General features: G+C 40.5%; 16 protein-coding genes and 1 pseudogene. 6 read left to right on the top strand and 11 right to left on the bottom strand.

The annotated features are described in order from the left end of the window. Nucleotides 1–100 precede the first annotated feature (100 nt). Nucleotides 101–757, bottom strand: a complete 657-nt coding sequence (locus tag I6L31_RS01015; RefSeq protein WP_005003867.1) for an epoxyqueuosine reductase QueH — start codon at nucleotides 755–757, stop codon at nucleotides 101–103. A 444-nt stretch (nucleotides 758–1,201) separates the two neighbouring features. On the opposite strand from I6L31_RS01015, the pseudogene I6L31_RS01020 reads away from it, so the two are divergent. Further along, nucleotides 1,202–1,819 (top strand): annotated as a pseudogene (locus I6L31_RS01020) (TenA family transcriptional regulator); the annotation flags it as partial. 57 nt (nucleotides 1,820–1,876) lie between these two features. Here I6L31_RS01020 and I6L31_RS01025 read toward each other — a convergent pair. From I6L31_RS01025 to I6L31_RS01055, 7 genes are all read right to left on the bottom strand, one after another. Next, nucleotides 1,877–3,880, bottom strand: a complete 2,004-nt coding sequence (locus I6L31_RS01025) for a lipase family alpha/beta hydrolase (protein WP_004989598.1) — start codon at nucleotides 3,878–3,880, stop codon at nucleotides 1,877–1,879. Nucleotides 3,881–4,006: 126 nt separating this feature from the next. After that, nucleotides 4,007–4,936, bottom strand: coding sequence for an ABUW_2363 family tetratricopeptide repeat lipoprotein (locus I6L31_RS01030; protein WP_004989597.1), 930 nt, complete (start codon nucleotides 4,934–4,936; stop codon nucleotides 4,007–4,009). A 111-nt stretch (nucleotides 4,937–5,047) separates the two neighbouring features. Next, nucleotides 5,048–5,860 carry a serine O-acetyltransferase gene (gene cysE / locus I6L31_RS01035; RefSeq protein ID WP_004989595.1) on the bottom strand — a complete coding sequence of 271 codons (813 nt, stop codon included), beginning with the start codon at nucleotides 5,858–5,860 and terminating at the stop codon, nucleotides 5,048–5,050. Then, nucleotides 5,853–6,713, bottom strand: a complete 861-nt coding sequence (locus tag I6L31_RS01040; protein ID WP_004989593.1) for an RNA methyltransferase — start codon at nucleotides 6,711–6,713, stop codon at nucleotides 5,853–5,855. Before I6L31_RS01040 ends, cysE begins: the two co-directional genes overlap by 8 nt. A 19-nt stretch (nucleotides 6,714–6,732) precedes the next feature. Further along, nucleotides 6,733–10,296 (bottom strand): DNA polymerase III subunit alpha, encoded by a 3,564-nt coding sequence (gene dnaE, locus I6L31_RS01045; protein ID WP_004989591.1) that lies wholly within the window; start codon nucleotides 10,294–10,296, stop codon nucleotides 6,733–6,735. A gap of 186 nt (nucleotides 10,297–10,482) precedes the next feature. Next, nucleotides 10,483–11,550 (bottom strand): asparaginase, encoded by a 1,068-nt coding sequence (locus I6L31_RS01050; RefSeq protein ID WP_005003872.1) that lies wholly within the window; start codon nucleotides 11,548–11,550, stop codon nucleotides 10,483–10,485. A gap of 116 nt (nucleotides 11,551–11,666) precedes the next feature. Then, complete coding sequence (locus tag I6L31_RS01055) at nucleotides 11,667–13,097, bottom strand: pyridoxal phosphate-dependent aminotransferase (RefSeq protein WP_004997056.1); 1,431 nt, start codon at nucleotides 13,095–13,097, stop codon at nucleotides 11,667–11,669. 228 nt (nucleotides 13,098–13,325) lie between these two features. Between I6L31_RS01055 and msrB the strand changes: the two genes are divergently transcribed. The 5 genes from msrB to I6L31_RS01080 all read left to right on the top strand — a co-directional run bounded on the left by msrB (nucleotide 13,326) and on the right by I6L31_RS01080 (nucleotide 18,261). Continuing rightward, nucleotides 13,326–13,745, top strand: a complete 420-nt coding sequence (gene msrB / locus I6L31_RS01060; protein ID WP_004989584.1) for a peptide-methionine (R)-S-oxide reductase MsrB — start codon at nucleotides 13,326–13,328, stop codon at nucleotides 13,743–13,745. Then, nucleotides 13,742–14,227, top strand: a complete 486-nt coding sequence (locus tag I6L31_RS01065) for a glutathione peroxidase (RefSeq protein WP_004997057.1) — start codon at nucleotides 13,742–13,744, stop codon at nucleotides 14,225–14,227. Before msrB ends, I6L31_RS01065 begins: the two co-directional genes overlap by 4 nt. A 20-nt stretch (nucleotides 14,228–14,247) precedes the next feature. Continuing rightward, nucleotides 14,248–15,072 (top strand): AraC family transcriptional regulator, encoded by an 825-nt coding sequence (locus I6L31_RS01070; protein WP_005003874.1) that lies wholly within the window; start codon nucleotides 14,248–14,250, stop codon nucleotides 15,070–15,072. A 71-nt stretch (nucleotides 15,073–15,143) separates the two neighbouring features. Then, a complete protein-coding gene (locus tag I6L31_RS01075; RefSeq protein ID WP_005003877.1) occupies nucleotides 15,144–15,764 on the top strand; it encodes a LysE family translocator in 621 nt (206 codons plus the stop codon). Nucleotides 15,765–16,041: 277 nt separating this feature from the next. Next, nucleotides 16,042–18,261, top strand: a complete 2,220-nt coding sequence (locus I6L31_RS01080; RefSeq protein WP_005003879.1) for a TonB-dependent receptor — start codon at nucleotides 16,042–16,044, stop codon at nucleotides 18,259–18,261. A gap of 73 nt (nucleotides 18,262–18,334) precedes the next feature. Here the strand turns inward: I6L31_RS01080 and dapC are convergent, their stop codons facing one another. Genes dapC through purT form a run of 3 tightly spaced genes read right to left on the bottom strand, consistent with a single transcriptional unit; the run spans nucleotide 18,335 to nucleotide 23,444 of the window. Continuing rightward, on the bottom strand, nucleotides 18,335–19,504 hold the full coding sequence (gene dapC / locus I6L31_RS01085; RefSeq protein ID WP_005003881.1) for a succinyldiaminopimelate transaminase: 1,170 nt from the start codon (nucleotides 19,502–19,504) through the stop codon (nucleotides 18,335–18,337). Between the two features lie 28 nt (nucleotides 19,505–19,532). Then, complete coding sequence (gene glnD, locus I6L31_RS01090) at nucleotides 19,533–22,205, bottom strand: [protein-PII] uridylyltransferase (protein WP_005003882.1); 2,673 nt, start codon at nucleotides 22,203–22,205, stop codon at nucleotides 19,533–19,535. A 21-nt stretch (nucleotides 22,206–22,226) separates the two neighbouring features. Beyond that, nucleotides 22,227–23,444 (bottom strand): formate-dependent phosphoribosylglycinamide formyltransferase, encoded by a 1,218-nt coding sequence (purT, locus tag I6L31_RS01095; protein ID WP_171064974.1) that lies wholly within the window; start codon nucleotides 23,442–23,444, stop codon nucleotides 22,227–22,229. Between the last annotated feature and the right edge of the window lie 11 nt (nucleotides 23,445–23,455).

The raw sequence follows: 23,455 nt of genomic DNA on the forward strand, positions 1-23,455 counted from the left end.
TTAAGATTTGGGCTCTAACTGAAATGAAATAAGCGTTAGAGTCAGTTTTTCTCATCATCTCGTGAAGCTTGAGTTAAGAAATGAGGCATTAAAAAATAAATTAATCAGGATCTGTCGCTGAATAAAACTTCACGCCAAGTTTAATCCGATCACGTCCCTGACTCATGCGCCAGCGATTGCTATCACGTAGCGAATAGACGCAACCGCAATATTCTTGTTGATAAAACTCTTCACGTTTACTGATTTCCAGCATTCGAGTCGCGCCGCCATTTTTACGCCAGTTATAATCCCAATACTGTATGTCTGGATAATGTGATGCAGCACGAATCCCACAGTCATTAATTTGTTGCATATTTTTCCATCGAGAAATGCCCAAGGAACTACTAAAAATTTTAAAATCATGTTCATGGGCGTACAGTGCCGTGCGCTCAAAACGCATATCAAAACACATGGTACAACGAATACCTTTTTCAGGTTCGTTCTCCATTCCTTTGGCACGTTGAAACCAGTTGTCTGTATCGTAATCACAATCAATAAAAGGAATATTGTGCTTTTCGGCAAATCGAATATTTTCTTCCTTGCGAATCAAATATTCCTTAACAGGATGGATATTTGGATTATAAAAAAAGATGGAATAATCGATTTCAGAATGCAATAAAGTTTCCATGACCTCACCTGAGCATGGTGCACAACATGAATGTAGTAATAATTTATCAGCTTGCGCTGGAAGTTCGAGTTTAATACGTGATTTGCTCATGAAGACAAAATAAAGAATAAAATAGTTTTTAAATTTAACTCAAATCATTCGAAGTAACCTGAAACTTATTCACGTAAAGTTGAGTGATCTTCATTGTTATGTCGTGATTAAAAAATATAGATCTTACAAATCAAAAAATTAAGATAAATTCATGATAAAGACTTACGGAAAAAGGAACTTAATCTCTATAAATATCGAATCGAGATAATAGATAGTCTTCTTTCATTCAAGTTTATTAGACTCTAAGTGTTTATTTCCTTTGATTATCTTCGACTTGGAGAAAATATCCACAAAGTCTCCATAATTTTACTATAATATAACAACTAATAATGATTCTTGTTATTGTTTCTATTTTTTGTTTCAGACATATCAGGGGATATTGCATATGTCTAGTTCTGAGTTAACACAACAGTCATCTGTTCAGGTTCAACAGGTGCCACGGTCGACATGGCCAATGGAAAATTGTCGTTGGCGTGTTTTCGTCTTGCGCTATTGAATTTTTATCCTTTGGTCGCACATTTCCCTTCTTATATGGCACTGGCTTTATCAAAAGCAACCGATTTCACTCAACCGGGTGTTACTGAAAGTCGAGATTGGCTTATTCAGAATATTAAAATTGAAGAAAGGCATCTAAATTGGTATCGAGACTGGGCGGTTGGTTTTGGGCTAACGGTCGATGAGTTGGATCGTGTCACGCCTCCAGTAGAAATGAATGCAGTGAATCATTTTTTATGGAATATGAATTATCGCAGTTCATTGGCTGAATGTCTGGCAGCAACCAACCTTGCGATTGAGTGGGCGACAGGAGATTGGTCAATTCAGGTCTATAAAGGAATTAATGCATATATCGATCATCCTGAAGTCAATATTAATAAGCGTTCACTGGCATGGCTACGTGCGCATGCACATTATGATGATCTGCATCCTTATGAAGCGATGGAACTGATTAAACGTTTATGTGACCATCAACCTGAATTACAAACAAAAGCCTTTAAGGCAGCTCGAGAAGGGCTTGAATATTATGAGTTAGCACTGGATTATTGCTATAAACAACACGCTTAATCGCTAACACAGTGTGAATAAAAAGGCTCTGTCGATTTAAACAGAGCCTTTTTTTGATTATTTGATATTGTGATCTACCAAATGTTGGCGAAGAATACGTCTGAGTTCAAGGACAGCTTCAGGAGTTTCTTGAATCGAATGTCCACCTTTAATGATAACTTCTGATGTTGCTCCATCCAGATGCGCGCTCTTATAAGGAACAATACCATCAGTCATCACATCTGGATCTTTGCTATTAGTTTTGTTGCCAATAATCGAATGGAAAACAAAGCCTTTTGGCGGGTTAATATCTTCAGTTAAAGCCATGAATTTAGATTTATGACTTAAATCACTTGGTCCATTTTGAATAAGACCTTTATCAATACGAGTCAGGATATCTTTCGCATCGATATCTTGATTGGTAATGGTATCAGTCACTGCACCGAGGAAAGCACCAGGTAACTTAATAATTTTACGAGCTGCACGAGTAAACCATAAATCTGCGAAATCAGTTCCACGATTCGGCGATGACATGAAAACAGCACGGTCAAAATTGGTAATTGGTTGAATTTTTAAACGTTCTGATACGATAGGGTGCTTTTTGAGCTTGGCTTGTTGATATGGACTCATCATCGACAAAGCTGATTGAGAAATATCGGCATTACTCACCAAAAGTCGACTGATAATACCACCCATACTGTGTCCAATCAGAACGGCATCTTTGTCGGCTGGATCATTTGGATTGAGTGCACCAAACGCTTGTTTAAGCAGAGCATATATTTGGAAACGGCTCTCCAATATCGGCATATTGGTCGAATAAAAGACCTGCCATACCTGATAATGTTCACGTAAGATACTGTCTCCCATAATATCATTGGTTAATGCAATCCAAGCTTCAGGGCTACTTGCTAAACCATGAACCAGAACAATCACTTTTTTGTTTGGATTATAGGGTTCAAGCATGTAAAGATGTGGCATGGTCAACCGTTCTTCACGGTCAATCAGGCTCAAATATGCAGCAGCGCCTAAATTATTTTCTGCAAGCCATAAACCGTATGGGGCAGAAAAATTGGCAGCCAATGGATAGCTCTTTCCTGCGATATCCACATTTTCAGTACGATATGGATCCATGACCTGCACAGTAATGTTAGGTGAATTAATAATGTCATCAACACTCTCTGCTTTGACTGGTCGCGCGACGATGGTTGCAGATAGATATCGAGCCTTGTGGATATTAGGGTTTATGCTTGTTTGGTAAGATGCATTGAGAGGATCGAGAATATATTTATTATTGTATTTTTCCTCTGATGCTGGGAAAACCGCGACAAACTCTGATCCGAAACCATCTCGACGGTTAATGGTACGTAGCCCAGAGAAATTCAAATTATAGCTTGAGATAAATCGATCTAACTCTTTATTTTTTAACAGTTGATATTGATCCAGATTGATATTGTAAATGCTATTACCAATTTTTACGCTATCAGTTGCTTTTTTCACACTTGAACGTTGCGCGCTAATCGTCACTAATTTGGCAATGGCCTGATTATAAAAATCGCGAATTTGAACTTGTCTGTTATCAAAAATACGATCTATCGGTTTGCGTTTGGTCTTAAATAAGTATGCATAACTATAACGAATACTTTTATCCAGCATTTTGAGTTGTTCAGTTTGACAGTCATCATAGGTTTGTTGCGTTTGTCGTTGATGGTCTTCTGAACGATGCTTGGTAATGCTGCTCACGGTACATGCAGAGGATTTATCCAATTGCATGGCTTTGGCTAGATAGAGTTCACTTGCCGTTGAGAGAAATTGCTCATCGACAATTTCAGGGATCATTTTGAGTTCATTGACACAGGACGTCGGTTGATCCATACAAATTTTGGCTTCACGTCCAGACATGGAAAGAACATTTAGGCTCGCTTCACTTAATTTGTCTTGCATCAAAATACTATTACGTTCATTGGCAATAGTGACATTCACTGCTTGTTGTTTGACACTAACAACCTGACATCCGCTCAGCAGTGTAATTGAAAAGGCAGAAACCAAAAATAAAGTGCTATTTTTTTTTCTAAAATTAATCATGGTTTATAAAGAGAATCTGATAGAAACTTAGTTTGATCATACGTGATCTGTGTGAATTTTCAATTCACCCCAATTATAATTCACAAAAAAGGCTGTAGAAACAGCCTCATTATGAAAGGGATGATATTAAGATGCAGGTTTAGCTGCTATGGCAGGATTATTTAACACCTGCCAGACATTCCATCGTCCTTGTTTCTCAATCTCAGTGAGCAAACGGTCAGCGACTTCTGCTTCATCTGGATATTTGATTTTGTAATTTTTTAGGGTTTGGATCGCGTTTTTCTTTTGTTCCATTGCAATGTAGTTATTGACAGAAGCTAAATAAGCTTCTTGTACACCGCCTTGCATGGCTTTATTTAAATAAGGAATAGCTTCGCTTTGACCACCACCTTCAGATAAACCAAAACCAAACCAGAAATTCGCTTCTGGGTCTTCTGGATTAATTTTGAGTAAACGTTGAGCGTAGGTCAGCGATTTAGTGGTATAGGCAGAGCCTAAATCCAGATTACGACCTAAAACACTGGCTTTGAACGCACGAATAAGCACGTCAAATGATGCATTTGGATTGGTTGCTAGCGTATCTAATTGATGTGAAACTTCTTTTAATTTGCTTTCGTAGCCTTTACGTTCCTGACGATCGGTGAAGCGTGGTGGATAATGACGGGCTTTACCTTCAACCAATTGTAAAAAGTCATCTATATCAGTGACATCAAGCTCATTTTCACCAGCAAGGGCTGCATATTTCATCGAGCGAGTGTTGCTATTGACCGTTGGAATAATCAGTTTATTGACATCAAGCGTAATACTTTTATTTGGATCGTTTGGGTCTTTAACCACCATTTTGGTTACAGGCTGAGCCGCAGCTTCTTTAAGAGCAACTTCAAAAGGAGGGGGGGCATCATAATTGAATGGATTTAATGCATAAAATGGAGGTGAAACGTCAGGTTCGGTAAAAACAAAAGGTTCAGGTGCATTATTTTTTTTGACAGCAACAGGACTACATGCAGTTAATAGCGACGCTGCGAGTAGTGTGTATGCCAAAGGCTTAAGCATCATATAAACGTCCATTCTTTGTTGTTTAAAGTTAAAAAGATGTTTGTCGAGCCAGTCTAAGAAAAGCCAGACAAACATGCAATGAGAGACGTGTTACAGTATTAAACCAATTGTTTAAGCTTTAGACGAACTGCTTTGAGCTTCACATTCGCGTCGAACTTCTTCAATGATTTTGAGTTCTTCTTCGCTAAATGGTTGCTCTTCCTGATTTTGCTTTTTAAAGGTCGGGTCGAGCAGTGATAATCGTTGGCACAAGGTATTCATACGTGCTTCGTTGTTCTGGATTCGATCCAGCAAAACACGCATACCTTCTAAAATAGGATCAGTCTGATCACTGGTCGTTGCATAAGGCTGAAAACCAATACTTTCAGCATAATTGCGACGACGTTGTTCTTCTTCATTCTCTGTGACTTTATCTTTATAGATAAAACGGGCAGGGTTACCCACCGCAGTGACGCCTGCTGGGACTTCTTTGGTCACAACCGCATTTGAGCCGACTTTGGCGCCTTTGCCGACTGTAAACGGCCCCAAAATTTTGGCACCTGCACCTACAATCACGCCATCTTCAAGTGTTGGATGACGTTTGCCTTTATTCCAAGTCGTGCCGCCTAAAGTCACTCCATGATATAGCGTGACATCATCACCAATTTCAGCCGTTTCACCAATCACCACGCCCATACCATGATCGATAAAAAAGCGTTTACCAATTTTGGCACCGGGATGAATCTCAATCCCTGTTGCGAAACGGCTAAAAGTCGATAATAAGCGCGCGCCACTTTTACAGTCTTTTTCCCAGAGTTTATGCGCGACACGGTGCATGATCAGGGCATGAATACCCGGATAGTTCGTAATGACTTCTAAGGTATTGCGAGCTGCTGGATCACGCGCAAATACAGCCTGAATATCTTCTTTGAGCTGTTTAAGCATTGGATTGATCCTCTTTATCCATTGATGTTTTTTTCCATGTGCCCTGACTCAATGCTTGGACACGGCTAAATATGCCACGAAGTAAATGATATTCCATACGATCTAATTGTATACGTCCAAACAGACGGCGCAAGCGTAAAGGTAACAGTCGTGGATTTTGGGGATCAAGGAACTCGATATCCACCAGCATTTTTTCTAAATGTGGATAGAATTCTTCCATTTGTTTATGTGTGACCAAAGGTTCATCCCAATCCATGGCTGTGTCAGCGGTCACAGGCATTTGCTCAGCATTGGCATTTTTTTCTGATTCGCTCTCATGTTCAAGCTGCTGTAAAGTTGCCATACGCATTTCATAGCAGACCACTTGAATGGCTTGCGCTACATTCAGTACACCATACTCAGTATTGACAGGAATGGTCAGATGGTAATTGGCCAATGCCAGCTCTTCATTGGTTAAGCCACGATCTTCACGACCAAATACAATTGCTATTTGCTGCTGCTTTTGTAAGACTGCCTGCATGGACAGTTCAGCGGCAGGGCGTACATCCAGCAATGGCCATGGAATGGTGCGGCTACGCGCACTGGTGCCAAACACAAGATGACAGTCTTCAATCGCTTCCTCTAGAGTGTCTACAATCTCAATCTGATCAATTAATTCCTGTGCACCTGCTGCCAATGCATCAATATCGGGATGAGGATAGGTTTTGGGTTTGACCAAAACCAGTTTGCTCAGTCCCATGGTTTTCATGGCTCTGAGTGCGCTACCAATATTGGCAGGCAAGGTGGTATTCACCATGACAATTTTTACATGCGACAAAGATTGTGAAACTGACGCATTGTCAGATGTATTCATAAATAATCCAGACTAAATTTTAAGAATATTGAGAAACTTCAGCCTGATACAAATCCATGGCTTCATCCATAGACAGATCGGTTGGCGGTGGCGCAAGTGGCGCGGTTCGTACGGGTTCGGCTGCTTTTGCGGCTTTGGACTTCACTTGGTATTCGATATACACCGATTCTTTGCCAAAATAATCACGTAATTTCACCAGTAGTTCATCCAGTGGTGCAACTTTCCAGTTTTGTCCTAAATGTAATTCCGCTGTAGCATAATTTTGCTCGATTGCGATTTGCACTGGAATGTGTTGGCACAGATCAATATTACAAAACGGTAAAATGATTTGCTGTAGATCATGTGCCAATGCTGGATTCATTAAATCTTGGGTCGGCTGAATCCGAATATGATTGGCGCGTTTTTGCCGAATTTCATTCAGGCTAAACGCTTTGCTTAAACGTGCCATTGGACGGTCAAAGCCTTCTCGTTCGTAAATTTCACCCTCAATCACCACCACTTGTTCAACTTGGACAATATCTTTGAAACGTTGAAAGCGTTCATGGTTACAACTGACTTCAATTCGGGCAGTACCATCATCCAGTGTAATCATGATTCGATTCGGAAAGTTGGCAACGTCCAGCACCAGTCCTGCAAATACGGTGGTTTGACCCCGACGCGTCGGGGTCAACTCGTTAATTTTAAGTGGAATAAACGCTTTTAACTCTGAACGATACACATCAATTGGATGGCCAGTTAAATATAAGCCCAGTATATCTTTTTCACCTTTAAGCCGAACCTCATCTGACCATGGTTTTACGGGTTTAGCAGGTTTACGTTGAACTTCTTCAACTTCACCAAACAAATCCATAATTCCAGTTTCACGGTTTTGTCGCGCTTGTTCCGCCGCCTGTACGGCTTCAGGCAATTGTGCCATTAAACTGGAGCGTTCAATACCTAAACAGTCTAGTGCACCTGCACGAATTAACGCTTCAAGAGTACGTTTATTGATTTTTTTCAGATCAATTCGATGGCAAAAATCAAACAGGTCGGTATAAGGGCCGTCTTTTTCACGCGAGTCGATCACGGATTGCATGGCTTGTTCGCCTACGCCTTTGATCGCACCTAAACCATAGACCACGGTTTTTTCGTCACTGGCATGGAAGCGATAAATCGACATATTCACAGAAGGCGGCAAAACGTCTAGACCATTACTACGGCAGTCATCAATCAAAAACACCACGTTGTCGGTGTTTTGCATTTCTGATGACATCACCGCGGCCATAAATTCAGCAGGATAATGTGCTTTTAACCACGCAGTATGATAGGCGACGAGAGCATAAGCCGCAGCATGCGATTTGTTAAAACCATAGCCTGCAAACTTTTCCATATAGTCAAAGATATGGTTGGCTGTGGCTTCATCAATATCTTTTTGGGCAGCACCTTCGATAAAGATCTGGCGTTGTTTCACCATTTCTTCAGGTTTCTTTTTCCCCATCGCTCGACGCAGCAAGTCTGCGCCACCAAGTGTATACCCTGCACAGAACTGTGCCGCCTGCATCACCTGTTCCTGATACACCATAATGCCGTAAGTCGGTTCGAGTACACTTTCGAGTAATGGATGCAAATATTCAAACTCGCCACCATGCATACGGTGAATAAAGTCAGGAATCAGATCCATCGGACCGGGACGATACAAAGATACAAAGGCAATAATTTCTTCAAATTTACTTGGGCGTGCTTCTTTGAGCATGCGCTTCATACCGACGGATTCAAACTGGAACACCGCTGTCGTATTTGCATCTGCGAAGACTTTATAGGCATCGACATCATCAAGTGGAACACGTTCAATCGCCAGCGGCTCTTTGACATCGCTACGTTTATTAATATTTTGAATCGCGTCTTCAATCACGGTCAGGTTACGTAAACCCAAAAAGTCGAATTTGACCAAGCCTGCGGCTTCAACGTCATCTTTATCAAATTGCGCAACACGGCTGGTTCCATCTGCTTCACACATGACGGCCGAATAATCTGTGATTTTACCCGGCGCAATCACCACGCCACCTGCGTGTTTACCTGTATTACGGGTAATCCCTTCCAGTTTGAGTGCCATATCCCAAATTTCACTGGCATCATCATTATCTGGATTAGAGGGATTGGTGACGATGTCCTTGAGCTGCGGTTCCATGTCAATGGCTTGCTTTAGATCGACACCTAAAGGTTTGGTCGGCACCATTTTGGAGATACGATCGGCCAAACCATAGGATTTACCCAAAACCCGCGCTACGTCTCGGATTGCACCTTTGGCCGCCATCGTACCAAAGGTTGCAATCTGGGACACGGCTTCACGTCCATAAGTACGCGATACATAATCAATCACGCGGTCACGACCTGCAATACAAAAATCGACATCAAAGTCGGGCATTGATACACGTTCTGGGTTTAAGAAACGCTCAAATAGTAGATCGTAGCGTAGGGGGTCAAGATCGGTAATTTTTAAACTATACGCCACCAATGAGCCCGCACCCGAACCCCGTCCTGGGCCAACAGGTACGCCGTTATTTTTGGCCCATTGAATGAAGTCCATCACGATCAGAAAGTAACCCGGGAAGCCCATTTTTAGAATAATATCAACTTCATATTTGATACGTTCATCGTAGGGTTTACGAATCTCATTCCAGTCTTCATCACGTTCGGCAACAGGATAGAGTAATTCCAGACGTTCTTCTAAACCGACTTTGGATAAATGCTCAAAGTAGGTATCAATGGTAAAGCCTTCTGGAATCGGATAATCAGGCAAAAAGTAAGTACCCAGTTGTAAACTGACATTACAACGCTGAGCAATATAATAGGTATTGTCTAAAGCGCTCGGAATGTCTGAGAATAATTCAGCCATTTCTTCGGCTGTTTTAAAATATTGTGCTGGACTATAGTTTCTTGGGCGGCGATCATCTGCCAGAACATAACCATCGGCGATACAGACACGCGCTTCATGCGCTTCAAAGTCATCACTTTCAATAAAGTGAACGTCATTGTGAGCCACGACTCCGACATGGTATTTTGCAGCGAGTTTAACCGCTTCCTGAATATAATCTTCTTCACCAGCACGATCGGTACGGGTGAGAGCAAGATAAACCCGATTACCAAATTTTTCTTGCCAGGCTTCAAGTAAAGCTTCAGCTTTTTGTGGATTGGAAGAACACAGCATTTTACCAACGTCACTATGTTGCCCTAATAGCACAATCATGTCTTGATGTTGCTGTAAAACCCATTCTTTTTGTACACAAGGAATACTAAGTTGCTGGCCTTCGATAAAACCACGTGACACAATTTCAGTCAGACTACGCCAGCCATCATTGGTCATGGCAAGCAGGGTAACGCGATGTTCAGCATCATTCAGACGAATTTCGCTGCCCAAAATTGGTTTAATCCCTTTAGAGAGACAACTCTCATAAAACTTGACCGCAGCATGTAAATTGGAAAGATCGGTTAATGCCAAAGCAGGCATACTTTCATTGACCGCAGCTTTGATCAGATCAGGTATCCGCACAATTGATTCGGTAATCGAAAACTCTGTATGAATACCAAGATGAACAAACTGCATAACACGATCCTGACCAAGTCCGTCGATGAATATAAGGTGCCAGTAGTTTAACATGCTCTGAGTTGAGCCGTTGTCTATTATTTTTCCAATAAAAACATAATCACTTTTTATGGGAAATACAATGTAAAAAGAAGCTCAATATGGGAAGTTGAGCTTCTTTTCAAATCATAGCTGAAAAACAGCAGATTAGTACTGCCAGAACATCCGCTGGATTTCTTTGGCATCATTGGTTTTGGTCAAAGCTAACGCTGCAAGAAGACGTGCTTTTTGTGGATTTAAATCGTGTGAGACAATCCAGCCATATTGATCATCGGGTTGTTCTGCGTTGCGTAGTACAAAGCCTTGAGGCACTCGTGATGAACGGATAATTTGAATGCCTTGTTCATCATGGAGTTGTCTTAAAGTTGGAACAATATAGTTTGCCACCGAACCGTTACCTGTACCTGCATGAATAATGGCTTTTGCGCCTGCTTTGGCGTAGGCCAAGTATGCATCAGGCAGCATTGAATCTGAACCATATACAATTTGCACCAATGGCAACTGATCACCCTTAATATTTTCAATATTAAATTCAGACGTATTGTTAAAACGTTTGACCGAGCTTCTAAACCAATAAGGTTTACCTTCTACTAGCGTCCCTAAAACGCCCCATTGGCTAGCAAATGCGTTGGTATGAATATTAATGGTTTTGGTGACATCTCGTGCAGCAAAGATGGAGTCATTCATCAGCACCATGACGCCTTTATTTTTAGCTTCATCAGAAGCAGCCAGCGCCACTGCACTATAAAGGTTAAGCGGGCCATCGGCTGAAAGCGCGGTTGATGGACGCATTGAACCCACCACCACAATCGGTTTATCCGTATGAATCACCAAATTTAGGAAAAATGCAGTTTCTTCTAAGGTGTCTGTACCGTGGGTAATCACAATTCCATTCACAGATGGCTTTTTGACTAACTCATTGACCTGACGAGCAAGAGAAAGCAATTCTTTATCGGTAATACTTTCAGATGCAATTTGCAGGGCTTGCACGCCACTGACATTGGCTAAATCTTTGACTTGGGGAACAGCATTGATTAACGCATCGACTGGAACTTTGGCAGCAGTATAGGTTGCACTATTAGTTGAACTTGCTCCTGCACCAGCGATGGTTCCACCTGTTGCAACTACCACGACGTTATTTTTTGCATATAAAGACGCTGATGCAGCGAGCAGAGTCAGCGCAAGACCACATGATTTAAAAGTTTTACTTATCATTAACCGTTTCCTAGTTGTTAAAATTCCATTAAAAAAGCAATGTCTATGCCAGACATTGCTTTAATTTATGCTTTTTTAAACACCTAAGTCATTGGCAAATTATTATGTAGTCATAATTAACGCTTTGTGGCTAAGAAACGACCTAAACGGGTAATGGCTTCGCGTAGTTCATTTTCCGCAGGTAAAAACACTAAACGGAAATGATCAGGCGTTGGCCAGTTAAAGCCGGTTCCTTGCACCAAAAGAACTTTCTCTGCACGTAAAAAGTCCAGCATTAGTTGTTCATCATCTTCAACGTGATACATATTTGGATCAAGTTTTGGGAAACAATACATCGCACCTTCAGGTTTGACACAACTGACTCCTGGAATTTCATTGAGCATTTCCCAAGCAATATTACGTTGTTCATATAAGCGACCACTTGGGCGAATCAAGTCATTAATAGACTGATAACCGCCAAGCGCAGTCTGAATTGCATATTGAGCTTGATGATTGGCACATAAACGCATGGATGCCAACATATCCAGACCTTCGATATAATCTTTGGCGCGGGATTTATCGCCTGTAATGGCCATCCAGCCCGAGCGATAACCTGCGATACGATATGACTTTGACAGTCCATTAAATGAAATACACAATTGATCGCCTGCTAAAGCAGCCAAAGCGACATGTTCAATGCCGTCATAAATGATTTTGTCGTAGATTTCATCGGCAAATAAAATCAAATCATGCTTTTTCGCCAAAGCTACAATTTGCTCTAAGACATGACGCGGGTATACCGAACCTGTTGGATTATTGGGATTAATCACCACAATCCCACGCGTATTTGGCGTGATTTTACTTTCCATATCCACAATATCTGGATACCAACTATTTTCTTCATCACATTTATAGTGAATTGCTGTGCCGCCAGATAAATTTACGGCTGCTGTCCATAGCGGGTAATCTGGCATTGGCACTAGCATTTCGTCGCCATCGTCAAGCAAACCTTGCATTGCCATAACAATGAGCTCAGATACACCATTACCAACATACACGTCATTGACATGCATATCGCGAATGCCTTTTTGTTGATAATACTGGCAAATCGCTTTGCGAGCTGGAAAGATTCCTTTTGAGTCAGTATAACCAATGGCATTGGGTAAATTTAGTGCAACATCATTAATAATTTCTTGCGGCGCTTCAAAGCCAAACGGGGCGGGGTTACCAATATTCAGTTTAATAATTTTATGGCCTTGTTCTTCCATTTCATTGGCCGCTCGTAACACAGGTCCACGAATGTCGTAGCAAACATGCTCAAGCTTAGACGATTTTTTAATTTCTCGTGGCGTTTGATGTGTTGTGTTCATTTTGGGGCTCTCAGAAGGAGTAGGGGTCACTTTTGCATAACGATATAAATAACTTTTAAATGTTTCGGTTGTTACCAGATCAAGGTCATGTTGATCTCGAAGTAAGGCAACAATCTTTTCATGCGTAAATCCTGCCAGTTGATATTGTTTGATCACGGGCAGTAGATTTTTAAAAATAACGCTTTTTTTCTGCGACATTTTTTAATCCTGAGCAAGAATAGCGTTAAGCCTAACATATTTATGCTCACAAAAAAGCAATATTAGAAAATAAAATGCTCACTTTGTTTTATTGTTTTGCTTACTTTTTGCTTTTATAAGAATTATAAGTGTTTTGTAATTTGTGAAGTAAAGACTAGAAATTTTAGAATGAATCACGTAAATATAGAATTATTCTATTTAAACAGTTAGATGAATAGGTAAATGGTCATGGGAAAACTCAATAAAACAGAACGAGAATGGCAAAGAGAGTTATCACCAGAAGAGTACCGAATTACGCGACAAAAAGGCACTGAACCTGCTTTTACCGGGCAATATTGGAACACCAAGCAGCAAGGAACGTATGTTTGTCGTTGTTGTGGTACCGAGCTTTTTACATCGGACACCAAGTATGACAGTGGTAGTGGCTGGCCTAGCTTTTATCGACCTGTCAATGCAGGCGCGATTGATGAACAGGAAGACTCAACCCACGGTATGACACGTACAGAAATTATTTGCCATAATTGCGATGCGCATTTAGGACATGTATTTGAAGATGGACCACAGCCGACAGGACTACGTTACTGCGTAAATTCGGCTTCATTACAACTAAAAACCAACGAAAAGAATGATGAGGAAACTTATCCATGACGAGTCTTTATCAGTTTGAAGCTGAATTATTAGAGGGTGACACTAAGCAGATGTCTGACTATGAGGGCAAAGTGCTTTTAATTGTCAATACTGCAAGTAAATGTGGCTTCACACCACAATTTGCGGGCTTAGAAAAAGTATACGAAAAATATAAAGATCAGGGATTTGAAGTATTAGGCTTTCCTTGTAATCAATTTGGCGGGCAGGATCCTGGTTCGAATGATGAAATTGGAGCTTTTTGTCAGCGAAACTATGGAGTTGATTTTCCTATGTTTGCTAAAGTGGATGTCAAAGGTCCTGAAGCACATGCCATTTTTCGCTATCTGACACGTGAAGCCAAAGGGATTTTGGGTAGCGAAAGCATTAAGTGGAATTTTACTAAATTCCTTGTTAGTAAGGATGGTAAAGTGCTGAATCGTTATGCACCCACCACGAAACCTGAAAGTATAGAAGAAGATATTGAAAAAGCATTGGCTCAATAATATTTATACAGAAATTGAGTATGTCTCATTCAGATATCGCATTCTGGAATGATCCTCGCATGCCTTATGTGGAAACACGTAAGGCATGTCAAAGTCGTATTTGCTATAAAGCGCATAGCCATGCGACTTTTTCAATTGGTGCAGTAGATCAGGGTCAGAGTCGATTTAGTAGTTATTTACATACGACAGAGAATATTGAAGCGGGTTCAATTGTTTGTATTCCTGCATATATTGAACATGCGTGTAATCCATTGCCAGATCAGGCGTGGAGTTATCAGATGATGCATCTTGATCTGGATTGGCTTAAGCAATTATTAGAAGAATCCGTTACAGAGCGTATTTGCAACCAGATCCCTGAGTTAGTGCCAGAAATTATCAAAAAGCCTGAAATTTATCAGTGTTTTTGTCAGTTGAATGATACTTTATTTGATCCAGAACGAACCATTTTAGAAAAAGAGCAATCTTTGGTTGAAACACTTACGCAGATTATTTTTCCATCATTACAGTTAAAGCAAGTAGAGGAAAAACTTTATCTTCAACAACATCTAAAACATTTAGTTGATCTTATTGTTCAGTACGAGCATTTTCTTTCACTTGAGCAATTATCCGCACAAAGTGGTATTAGTCGTTACGCGATTATTCGTTTATTTAAAAGAAACTTTGGTCTAACACCGCATGCTTTTCAACTTAACATGAGAATTAATCAAGCGCGAGACAGGTTGAAAAGCGGAAGTTCAGTCGTCGATATCGCTTATGATTTGGGCTTTAGTGATCAAAGTCATTTCCATCGCGTGTTTAAAAGCTTAACAGGCGTAACGCCAAAACAATATCAGAGTGGCTTTTAAACGCAATTTTATACAAGAACACGATTTGGCATTTGCCTAAGCTGTGATTTTGATCTGACCGAATAGTGTTTATGGAACTTTTTTTTGCGATTGCGGTGACTCATTTCGTTGCTTTACTCTCACCTGGGCCAGATTTCTTTTTAATTTTAACGACTTTGCTTGCTCGAAATAAAAAGGCAGCACAGCAGGTCTGCTTAGGGATTGCTCTCGGAAATGCTTTAATTTTATGGGTGGTTTTTTCCAGTTGGTACCTACTTGGAAAAATAGATCACTCGACTTTGAAATATTTAAAATGGGGAGGTGCATGTTACCTCTTTTATCTGTCATTTTTGTGTTTACGTCATGCGCATGCCAAGATTGAAATTGATCAAACTGAATCATCTCAATATTCTTCTTTTTCTGCTTTAAGACAATTATTACTTGGATTGCAATCCAGTTTACTTAATCCTAAAAATGTCCTTTTTTATAGCAGCTTAACCTTACTCGTTTCTGAAAAATTTAATGTTTATCAAAAAATTACCATTTCAGTGTGGATGGTGATGGTAGTTTTAATTTGGAATTTATTTTTGCTGAGATTATTATCACATGAGCGCTGGATGGTCGCCTTACGCAGCCATTCTAAATGGCTTTACTATCTTTCTGGGTTAAGTTTTGTGGGATTTGCAAGCCTTTTGATGTTGATTCCATCTTAGACATTCTTTAGAAAAAAATGATGTTTCTCATAGACTTTTTCATCAGTCTCTTTTATTTAGCTCTATGTGAGAAAATAAAGAGGGTTTAAACAATGATGAAAAGAAGTCTAATGTTGATAATGAATAAATTACATTGAAGTTTTTTACATGAAAAATTGCAATCGAATTGTGAAGTTCTATTAATAAAAACATTCTGTATTTGAGAAAAGTTATTTAAATTATTTTTATTCTCATTTAGTATCATCGCAATTTTATAAACTGTACTCGTGGAATTGTGATGATCAAACTTAAACCGCTTGTCTTGATGATGGCTTGTGCATCAGGCTATATCATTACCCATGCTGATGATCAGGTTTCTCAGCAATCAGAGTCTGATAGTCAACCCGCAACTGCTTTGGAAACTATTCGTGTAGTTGCTAGTGCAGATGCTTCTGCAACAGGGCTTATGGAAGCCTACGCAGGAGGTCAGGTGGCTAGTGGTGGGCGCGTGGGCATTTTTGGTAATCAAAAAAATTTAGATACGCCGTTTAACTTGACCAGTTATACCAATCAATATATTCAGGAGCGTCAAGCTAAAAGCGTGGGTGACGTTTTAAAGGCAGATCCAAGCGTTCGTGTGGGACGCGGTTATGGTAATTTTCAGGAAAACTATTATATCCGTGGTTTTAATTTAGGTTCAGATGATACCGCCTATAATGGACTGTACTCAATCTTGCCACGTCAATATATTTCAACAGAGCTTTTTGAGCGGGTTGAAGTGCTGAAAGGGGCTTCTTCATTTTTAAATGGAGCGATGCCAAGTAATGGGGGGATTGGCGGGGCAATTAACTTATTACCTAAACGTGCAGGCAATGAGCCTTTAAACAGTGTAACTGTGGGCACTGACTTTAATGGTGGCTATATTTCAAGTGATATTTCACGCCGTTTTGGAGAGAATCAACAGTTTGGTGTTCGAGTAAACACCGCCTATCACGGAGGTGATACTCCAGTTGATGATGAAGAAAAATCTTTGGGACTTGTCTCAGTCGGGCTAGATTATCGTGGCGATCGTTTGCGTCTATCTGGAGATATGGGATATAGCAACAATCGTTTAACAGCAACGCGTCCAAGTGTAACTTTGGGTAGTGGTATTACCTCAATTCCGACACCTGTTGATAGTTCAAGTAATTATGCACAAAAATGGTCTTATTCCAACGAAGAAGATTATTTTGGAAGTTACCGCGCTGAATATGATTTAACCGATGCGATTACGGCTTATGCAGCTTATGGTTTTCGTCATGGTCAAGAACAAAATAGCTTGGGTAATGTGACACTTACCAATGCAAATACGGGTGATTCTACCTTCTATCGTTTTGATAATGCACGTGTGGATATGGTGAATACGGGGGAAGTCGGTATTCGAGGAAAATTGGATACGGGTTCTGTTCAACATAACTTAGTGCTGTCTGCGTCAGCTTTTCAACAGAATACCCGTAATGCATATTTTATGGATTGGGCAAATCAGCTAGCTACCAATATTTATCGGCCAGTCCAATATGATCAGCCTGAAGCACTAAATCCGTTATTTCATGGTAATGATATGGATTCACCAAAGCTTACGACAAGAACAAGACTTAGAAGTATTGCTATTGGAGATAATTTAAAAGCCTTTGATGATAAATTAATTGTTATGTTGGGTGGTCGTTATCAGACCATTATTCAAGATACTTATCAATATGATAATAAAGGTAAAAACCCTTCATATGATGAAAGTAAATTTACCCCTGCATTAGGTTTAACCTATAAAATCACACCTGAAATTTCAGTCTATGGTAATTATATTGAGTCTTTAGCCAAAGGTTTGAGTAATACAACAGCTAATGTCACTACGACACTAAAACCATTTGTTGCTAAGCAAAAAGAAGTGGGTGCCAAGTATGAAAATGGCGTGATTGGAGCAACACTGAGTTTATTTGATATTAATAAGCAGCGTGGTATCAAAGATGCTAATGGTGTCTTTAGTGATGGTGGTGAATATGTACATCGTGGTATTGAGCTTACTACTTATGGCAAATTAACTGATGATATTACCGTACTTGGTGGTGTAACGTGGATGCATGCTAAACAGGAAGATACAGGTTCAGTCACTTATGATGGTAATGATGAAGTAGGTGTTCCAAAGTTTCAAGCTAATTTAGGTGCAGACTGGAAACTCCCTGTTGCACAGGATATTTCTTTAAATGCACAATTGATTTACACAGGTTCGACGTATGCGAGTCTAGACAACAATCTAAAAGTGAAAGACTGGACGACACTTGATTTGGGTGCAAGCTATAAGACACATCTTGGACAAACACCGACTACATTTAACTTTGCTGTAAATAATGTATTCGATAAAGATTATTGGGGTTCGGTCGGACTGTATGACAATATCAATAGTACAGGGAATACCAATAATGGTTATGTTGTTGCAGGTCAGCCACGAACATTTATGCTAAGCGCCAGCTTTGATTTTTAATTAATTTTTGACTCAGTCAAAATAATAAAGCCTCAATATATATAGAGGCTTTATTATTTTAATTTTTTAAAATCTACAAGATTTTCTTTAAACGTTGTACCACTTGTTCACATTGTGCCAAGTCCGCGACCAATGCCATACGTACATGATTTTCCCCAGGATTTCCTTGATTAGTTTCACGGGATAAATATCGACCCGGTAGCACTTTAATATGCGCTTTTTCCATCAACATTTTGGCAAAAGCTTCATCATGATCCACTTGTAACCAATAGTAAAATCCAGCATCAGGCTTTTTTAGTGGTAATAAATGACCCAGTTCAGATTGAAACAAATCAAATTTTGCACGATATTGTTGACGATTTTCTTCGACATGCGCTTCATCATTCCATGCTTCGATTGAAGCCAATTGATGTTGTACAGGCATCGCTGCGCCATGATAGGTACGAAACTTTAAATAGGGTTTTAACAGTTCGGCATCACCTGCGACAAAACCAGAGCGCATTCCCGGTAAGTTGGAACGTTTGGACAATGAATGAAAAACGATACAATTTTTATAATCATCACGCCCCATTTCGGCACAGACTTCCAATAAACCAACTGGTGCTTGATCAAACCAAAGTTCTGAATAGCATTCATCAGAGGCAATTACAAAATTGTATTGATCTGACAGTTGAATCAGTTTTTTAAATTGTTCTTTAGATAATACAGCGCCCGTAGGATTACCCGGTGTGCAGACAAATAATAATGCTGTTTTTTCCCAGACTTCGGCTGGAACCGCATCAAAGTCACCCAAATAATCATTTTCAGGCGTACAGTTGATAAAATACGGTTTTGCACCTGCAAGCAAAGCTGCACCTTCATAAATTTGATAGAAAGGATTTGGCATCACTACATAAGGTGCATCTTCACGATTAATCAGTGCCTGTACAAAAGAGAAAATCCCTTCCCGTGTACCTGTGACTGGCAAGATATGATCTTCAGCACTAATGCTATTGAGCTTAAAACGCTGAGTCAGCCAGTTGGCAATACTCTGACGTAACTCAGGTAGCCCTTTGCTATTGGGATAAGTCGATAAATGCTGAAAGTTGTCAATAATGGCTTGTTTTACAAATTCAGGAGCAGGGTGTTTGGGTTCACCAATAGAAAGCGGAATGAGCGGTAAATCTGCAGGTGTGACATCTTTAAAGAGCGCATTTAACTTTTCAAAAGGATAAGGATGTAATAACGACAAACTGGAATTCATGAAACATTTACCGATTTAAAACTGTGAATTAATGTTGGCTGATGACTTGATTAGATGCTTCGTCTAACGCAGATTTTAGCTGATCTGCAAAAAGTTTGGCTTCTTCAATATTCATGGGTTGACCATCTTTTTTAGTCACAAAGAAAATATCCTCAGCACGTTCGCCGAGTGTGGCAATCTTGGCTGAATGGATATCGAGCCCTTGCATCATAAAGACTCCACCCACTCGTGCTAGTAGGCCGGGTTGATCCAATGTAGATATTTCAACCATGTTTTGTTGCAGTATAGGGTTTAGCGTAATATCAACGGTATTTTCTACATCAAAATGACGAAGTTGGCGCGGAATACGGCGTTGCATCAAGCCCGGATATTTATCGGACTGGCTAAGCGCTTTCACCAATGCTTCTTTCACCGTAGTCTCGCGTTCTGGATCGGTCAGCAGTGTACCAAAACGATCTAATACGACATAGGTATCCAGACTAAAGGCTTTAGTGGCTGTGATAATTCGTGCATCCTGTACATCCAGATTCATGCGATCTAGCACTGCAACAGTGGTGGCAAACAGGTTGGGTTTATCTTGGGTATAGATAAAGATCTGAATAGCATCCTGAGCTTGTGTCGACTGACGATGTGCACGGAATAATACCAAGGGTGCAGGGTTATCACCATGTTGCAAAATCGCACGGGTGTGCCATGCAATTTCATCGGCAGATTCTTTAAGGAAGTATTCATCGCCAAGTTCTTGCCAGACTTTTTCAACGGCATCTAGTGAGAACTCATTTACCAGCGCTTCACTCGCAGTAAATTTGGTGTCTTCAATCAACATTTGATAATCGACAGGACGACCTAAACCTGAACGGATCACGTCTCTAGAATAGGTATAAAGCTGACGCATGAGAGAAGCTCGCCACGTATTCCAGAGTTTTGGATTGGTGGCATTAATATCAGAAACAGTCAGACTATATAGATAGTCCAGATGCTCCATATCACCTAGTTTTTCCGCAAACTCTTTGACGACATCTGGATCAGAAATATCTTTTTTCTGCGCAGTGAGTGACATGAGTAGATGGTTTTGAATCAGCCACGCGACCAGTTTACATTCACGTTCGGTAAAGCCATGTTTACGACAAAACTCAATGGCATCTTCAGCACCCAATTCACTATGATCACCGCCACGACCTTTGGCAATATCATGAAAAATCGCAGCCAAATATACGATATCGCGACGTGCCAAACGCTGAAACACTGAGCTAACCACTGGAAAATGCTGTGCAAATTCTGGTTCTTTAAAGCGATTTAAATTACGAATCAGTAATAAGGTATGTGCATCGACGGTATAAATATGGAACAAGTCATACTGCATCAGCCCCATAATTTGACCAAATGCCGGAATATAGTTGCCTAAAATTCCATAGCGTTTCATATCGACGAGCGTGTCATATAAACGATAAGGCGAACGGATAATCGCCATAAACAAGGCTTGATGCGCAGGATTATCACGAAATTCCTGATCAATCCGTTTTGCCGCCATAATCAACAAACGCAAAGTTCTTGCACGAATCCCTTCGATTTCAGGGCGATTGGCTAATAAATAGAAGAGTTCTAAAATTGCGCTTGGATGTTCAGCAAAAATTTTATGATGTTGTACTGCGAGTTTGCCATCGACCAATTTGAAGTTTTCATTAATTTCTTCAATCTTACGTTCATAGTTAGGCAAACGTGGGGTAATCACTGACTCATTAAAATAGGCGAGTAGCATTTCATTGAGTGTTGAGACTTGCTGCGCGGTACGATAGTAACGTTTCATGAACTGTTCTATCGCATAATTGGCAGGTTTGCCTTCTTCTTGTACATAGCCAAATTTGGCGGCGATATCACGTTGATAATCAAACAGAAGTCGATTTTCATCGCGCTTGGTCAAGCGGTGTAAATGATGGCGAATTTCCCATAAAAAGCTTTCGGCTTCTTCAAGTACACTCAGTTCAAATTCAGAAATAAAGCCAAGATGAACTAGATCATAAATGCGGTTGACGCGGAAATGCCGCTTGGCAATCCAGCCGATCTGATTCATGTCACGAATGCCACCAGGTGCATTTTTTATATCTGGTTCGAGATTACTTTCGGTGTTGTTATGTTGAGCATGTCTTTTTTCCTGCTCTTCCATTTTGGCATCAAAAAAGGTTTTATCTGTCCATGTTTGAGAAACAATGCGACGTGGCCATTTGGCTAAATGTGAGTTTCCTGTAATCAGTCGTGCTTCGATAAGCGTGGTGGCAACCGTTAAATCATTGGTGGCTTCTTCAAAACAGTTGCGAATAGTACGCACACTGATACCGGGTTTAAAATTTCCCACATCCCATAAAGAGGACACAAAAGTAGAAATCTGTTTTTCTTGTTCAGGTGCAATATCATGCTCGGACAAGATCATGATATCCACATCTGAATAGGGCAACATTTCACGACGGCCATAACCACCGACCGCAAAAAGTCCTAAATCAGTTTGATTTAGTCCTGCATGATTCCAAAGAAAAATCAGCGCTTCATCAATAAAATTAGAACGCGCTAAAACAATATCACGTATGGGTTGACCATTTTCATAAAACTCCTGTAGCTGCTGTTCAACGTCATTACGCCATTGATTAATTGCCTGAATGTCATGATGACTGGTGACATAACTCAGCAGCGGAGAAGTATTGATCATAAAAATAGGCCTACCTTAAACTTATGAATTTGTTTGAACTTGAACAAGGCTAGCTGCTTGAGCAGCAAGCTCACGTGCCTGATCGGTATCTTCAGCACGTGCGGTAGCAACGCCCATACGACGACGCTTAAAACCTTCGGGCTTACCAAAAAGGCGCAAGTCAGTATCGGGATGGGCTAATGCTGTATTTAAATGACTAAAGCTTAAATTATTGGCATCTACACCCGCATAAATCACGGCACTGGCTGCTACGCTATGTCGTGCAGTATTGACAGGTAACCCTAAAATAGCACGTGCATGTAACTCAAACTCACTTTGAAATTGAGATGCCAAGGTAACAAGTCCTGTATCGTGCGGGCGTGGTGAAACTTCACTAAACCAGACTTGATCACCTTTGATAAATAGCTCAACTCCAAAAATGCCACATCCGCCAAGCGCAGTGGTGACTTTATGCGCGATTCGTTTTGATTCTTGTAGGGCAGCTTCAGTCATGATTTGAGGTTGCCAACTTTCAACATAATCACCAGAATCTTGACGGTGCCCAATCGGATCACAATACTGCGTTTCAATTTCACCCGTTTCTGGATTTTTAGCACGAACAGTTAGTAAGGTAATTTCAAAGTCAAAATCAATTTGAGATTCAACAATGACTTTGCCCTGATTGACGCGACCACCTGTTTGAGCATATTCCCAAGCGGCATCGACTTCTTCAAAGCTTTTAACGCGCGACTGACCTTTACCCGATGAAGACATCACGGGCTTTACAAAGTTCGGATATGCAATATCGTCGCAGGCAGCACGGAAACTTTCCAGTGAATCTGCAAAGCGATAAGCTGAGGTTGGCAAACCTAGCTCTTCGGCCGCCAAACGACGAATGCCTTCGCGGTTCATGGTGAGATTAACCGCTTTGGCAGAAGGAATAACCGTTGCAATGGCCTTATTTTCAATTTCAACCAACACTTCAGTTGCAATCGCTTCAATTTCAGGGACGATCAGATTTGGTTTTACTTTTTCAATGAGTCGATGCAACTCATTTGCGTCCGCCATATTGAGCGTATAAGAATAATGTGCAACTTGCATTGCGGGAGCATGATCATAGCGATCTGCGGCATGAACTTCGACTCCTAAACGCTGCAAAGAAATGACCGCTTCTTTACCGAGTTCTCCTGAACCCAATAACAGGACTTTAAAGGCAGAAGATTGAAGGGGAGTACCAATAGTCACGCTCATGCGAATCATCCGTGCAAAAG

The sequence above is a fragment of the Acinetobacter septicus genome, assembly GCF_019355975.1.
GTDB classification, from domain to species: Bacteria; Pseudomonadota; Gammaproteobacteria; order Pseudomonadales; family Moraxellaceae; genus Acinetobacter; species Acinetobacter ursingii.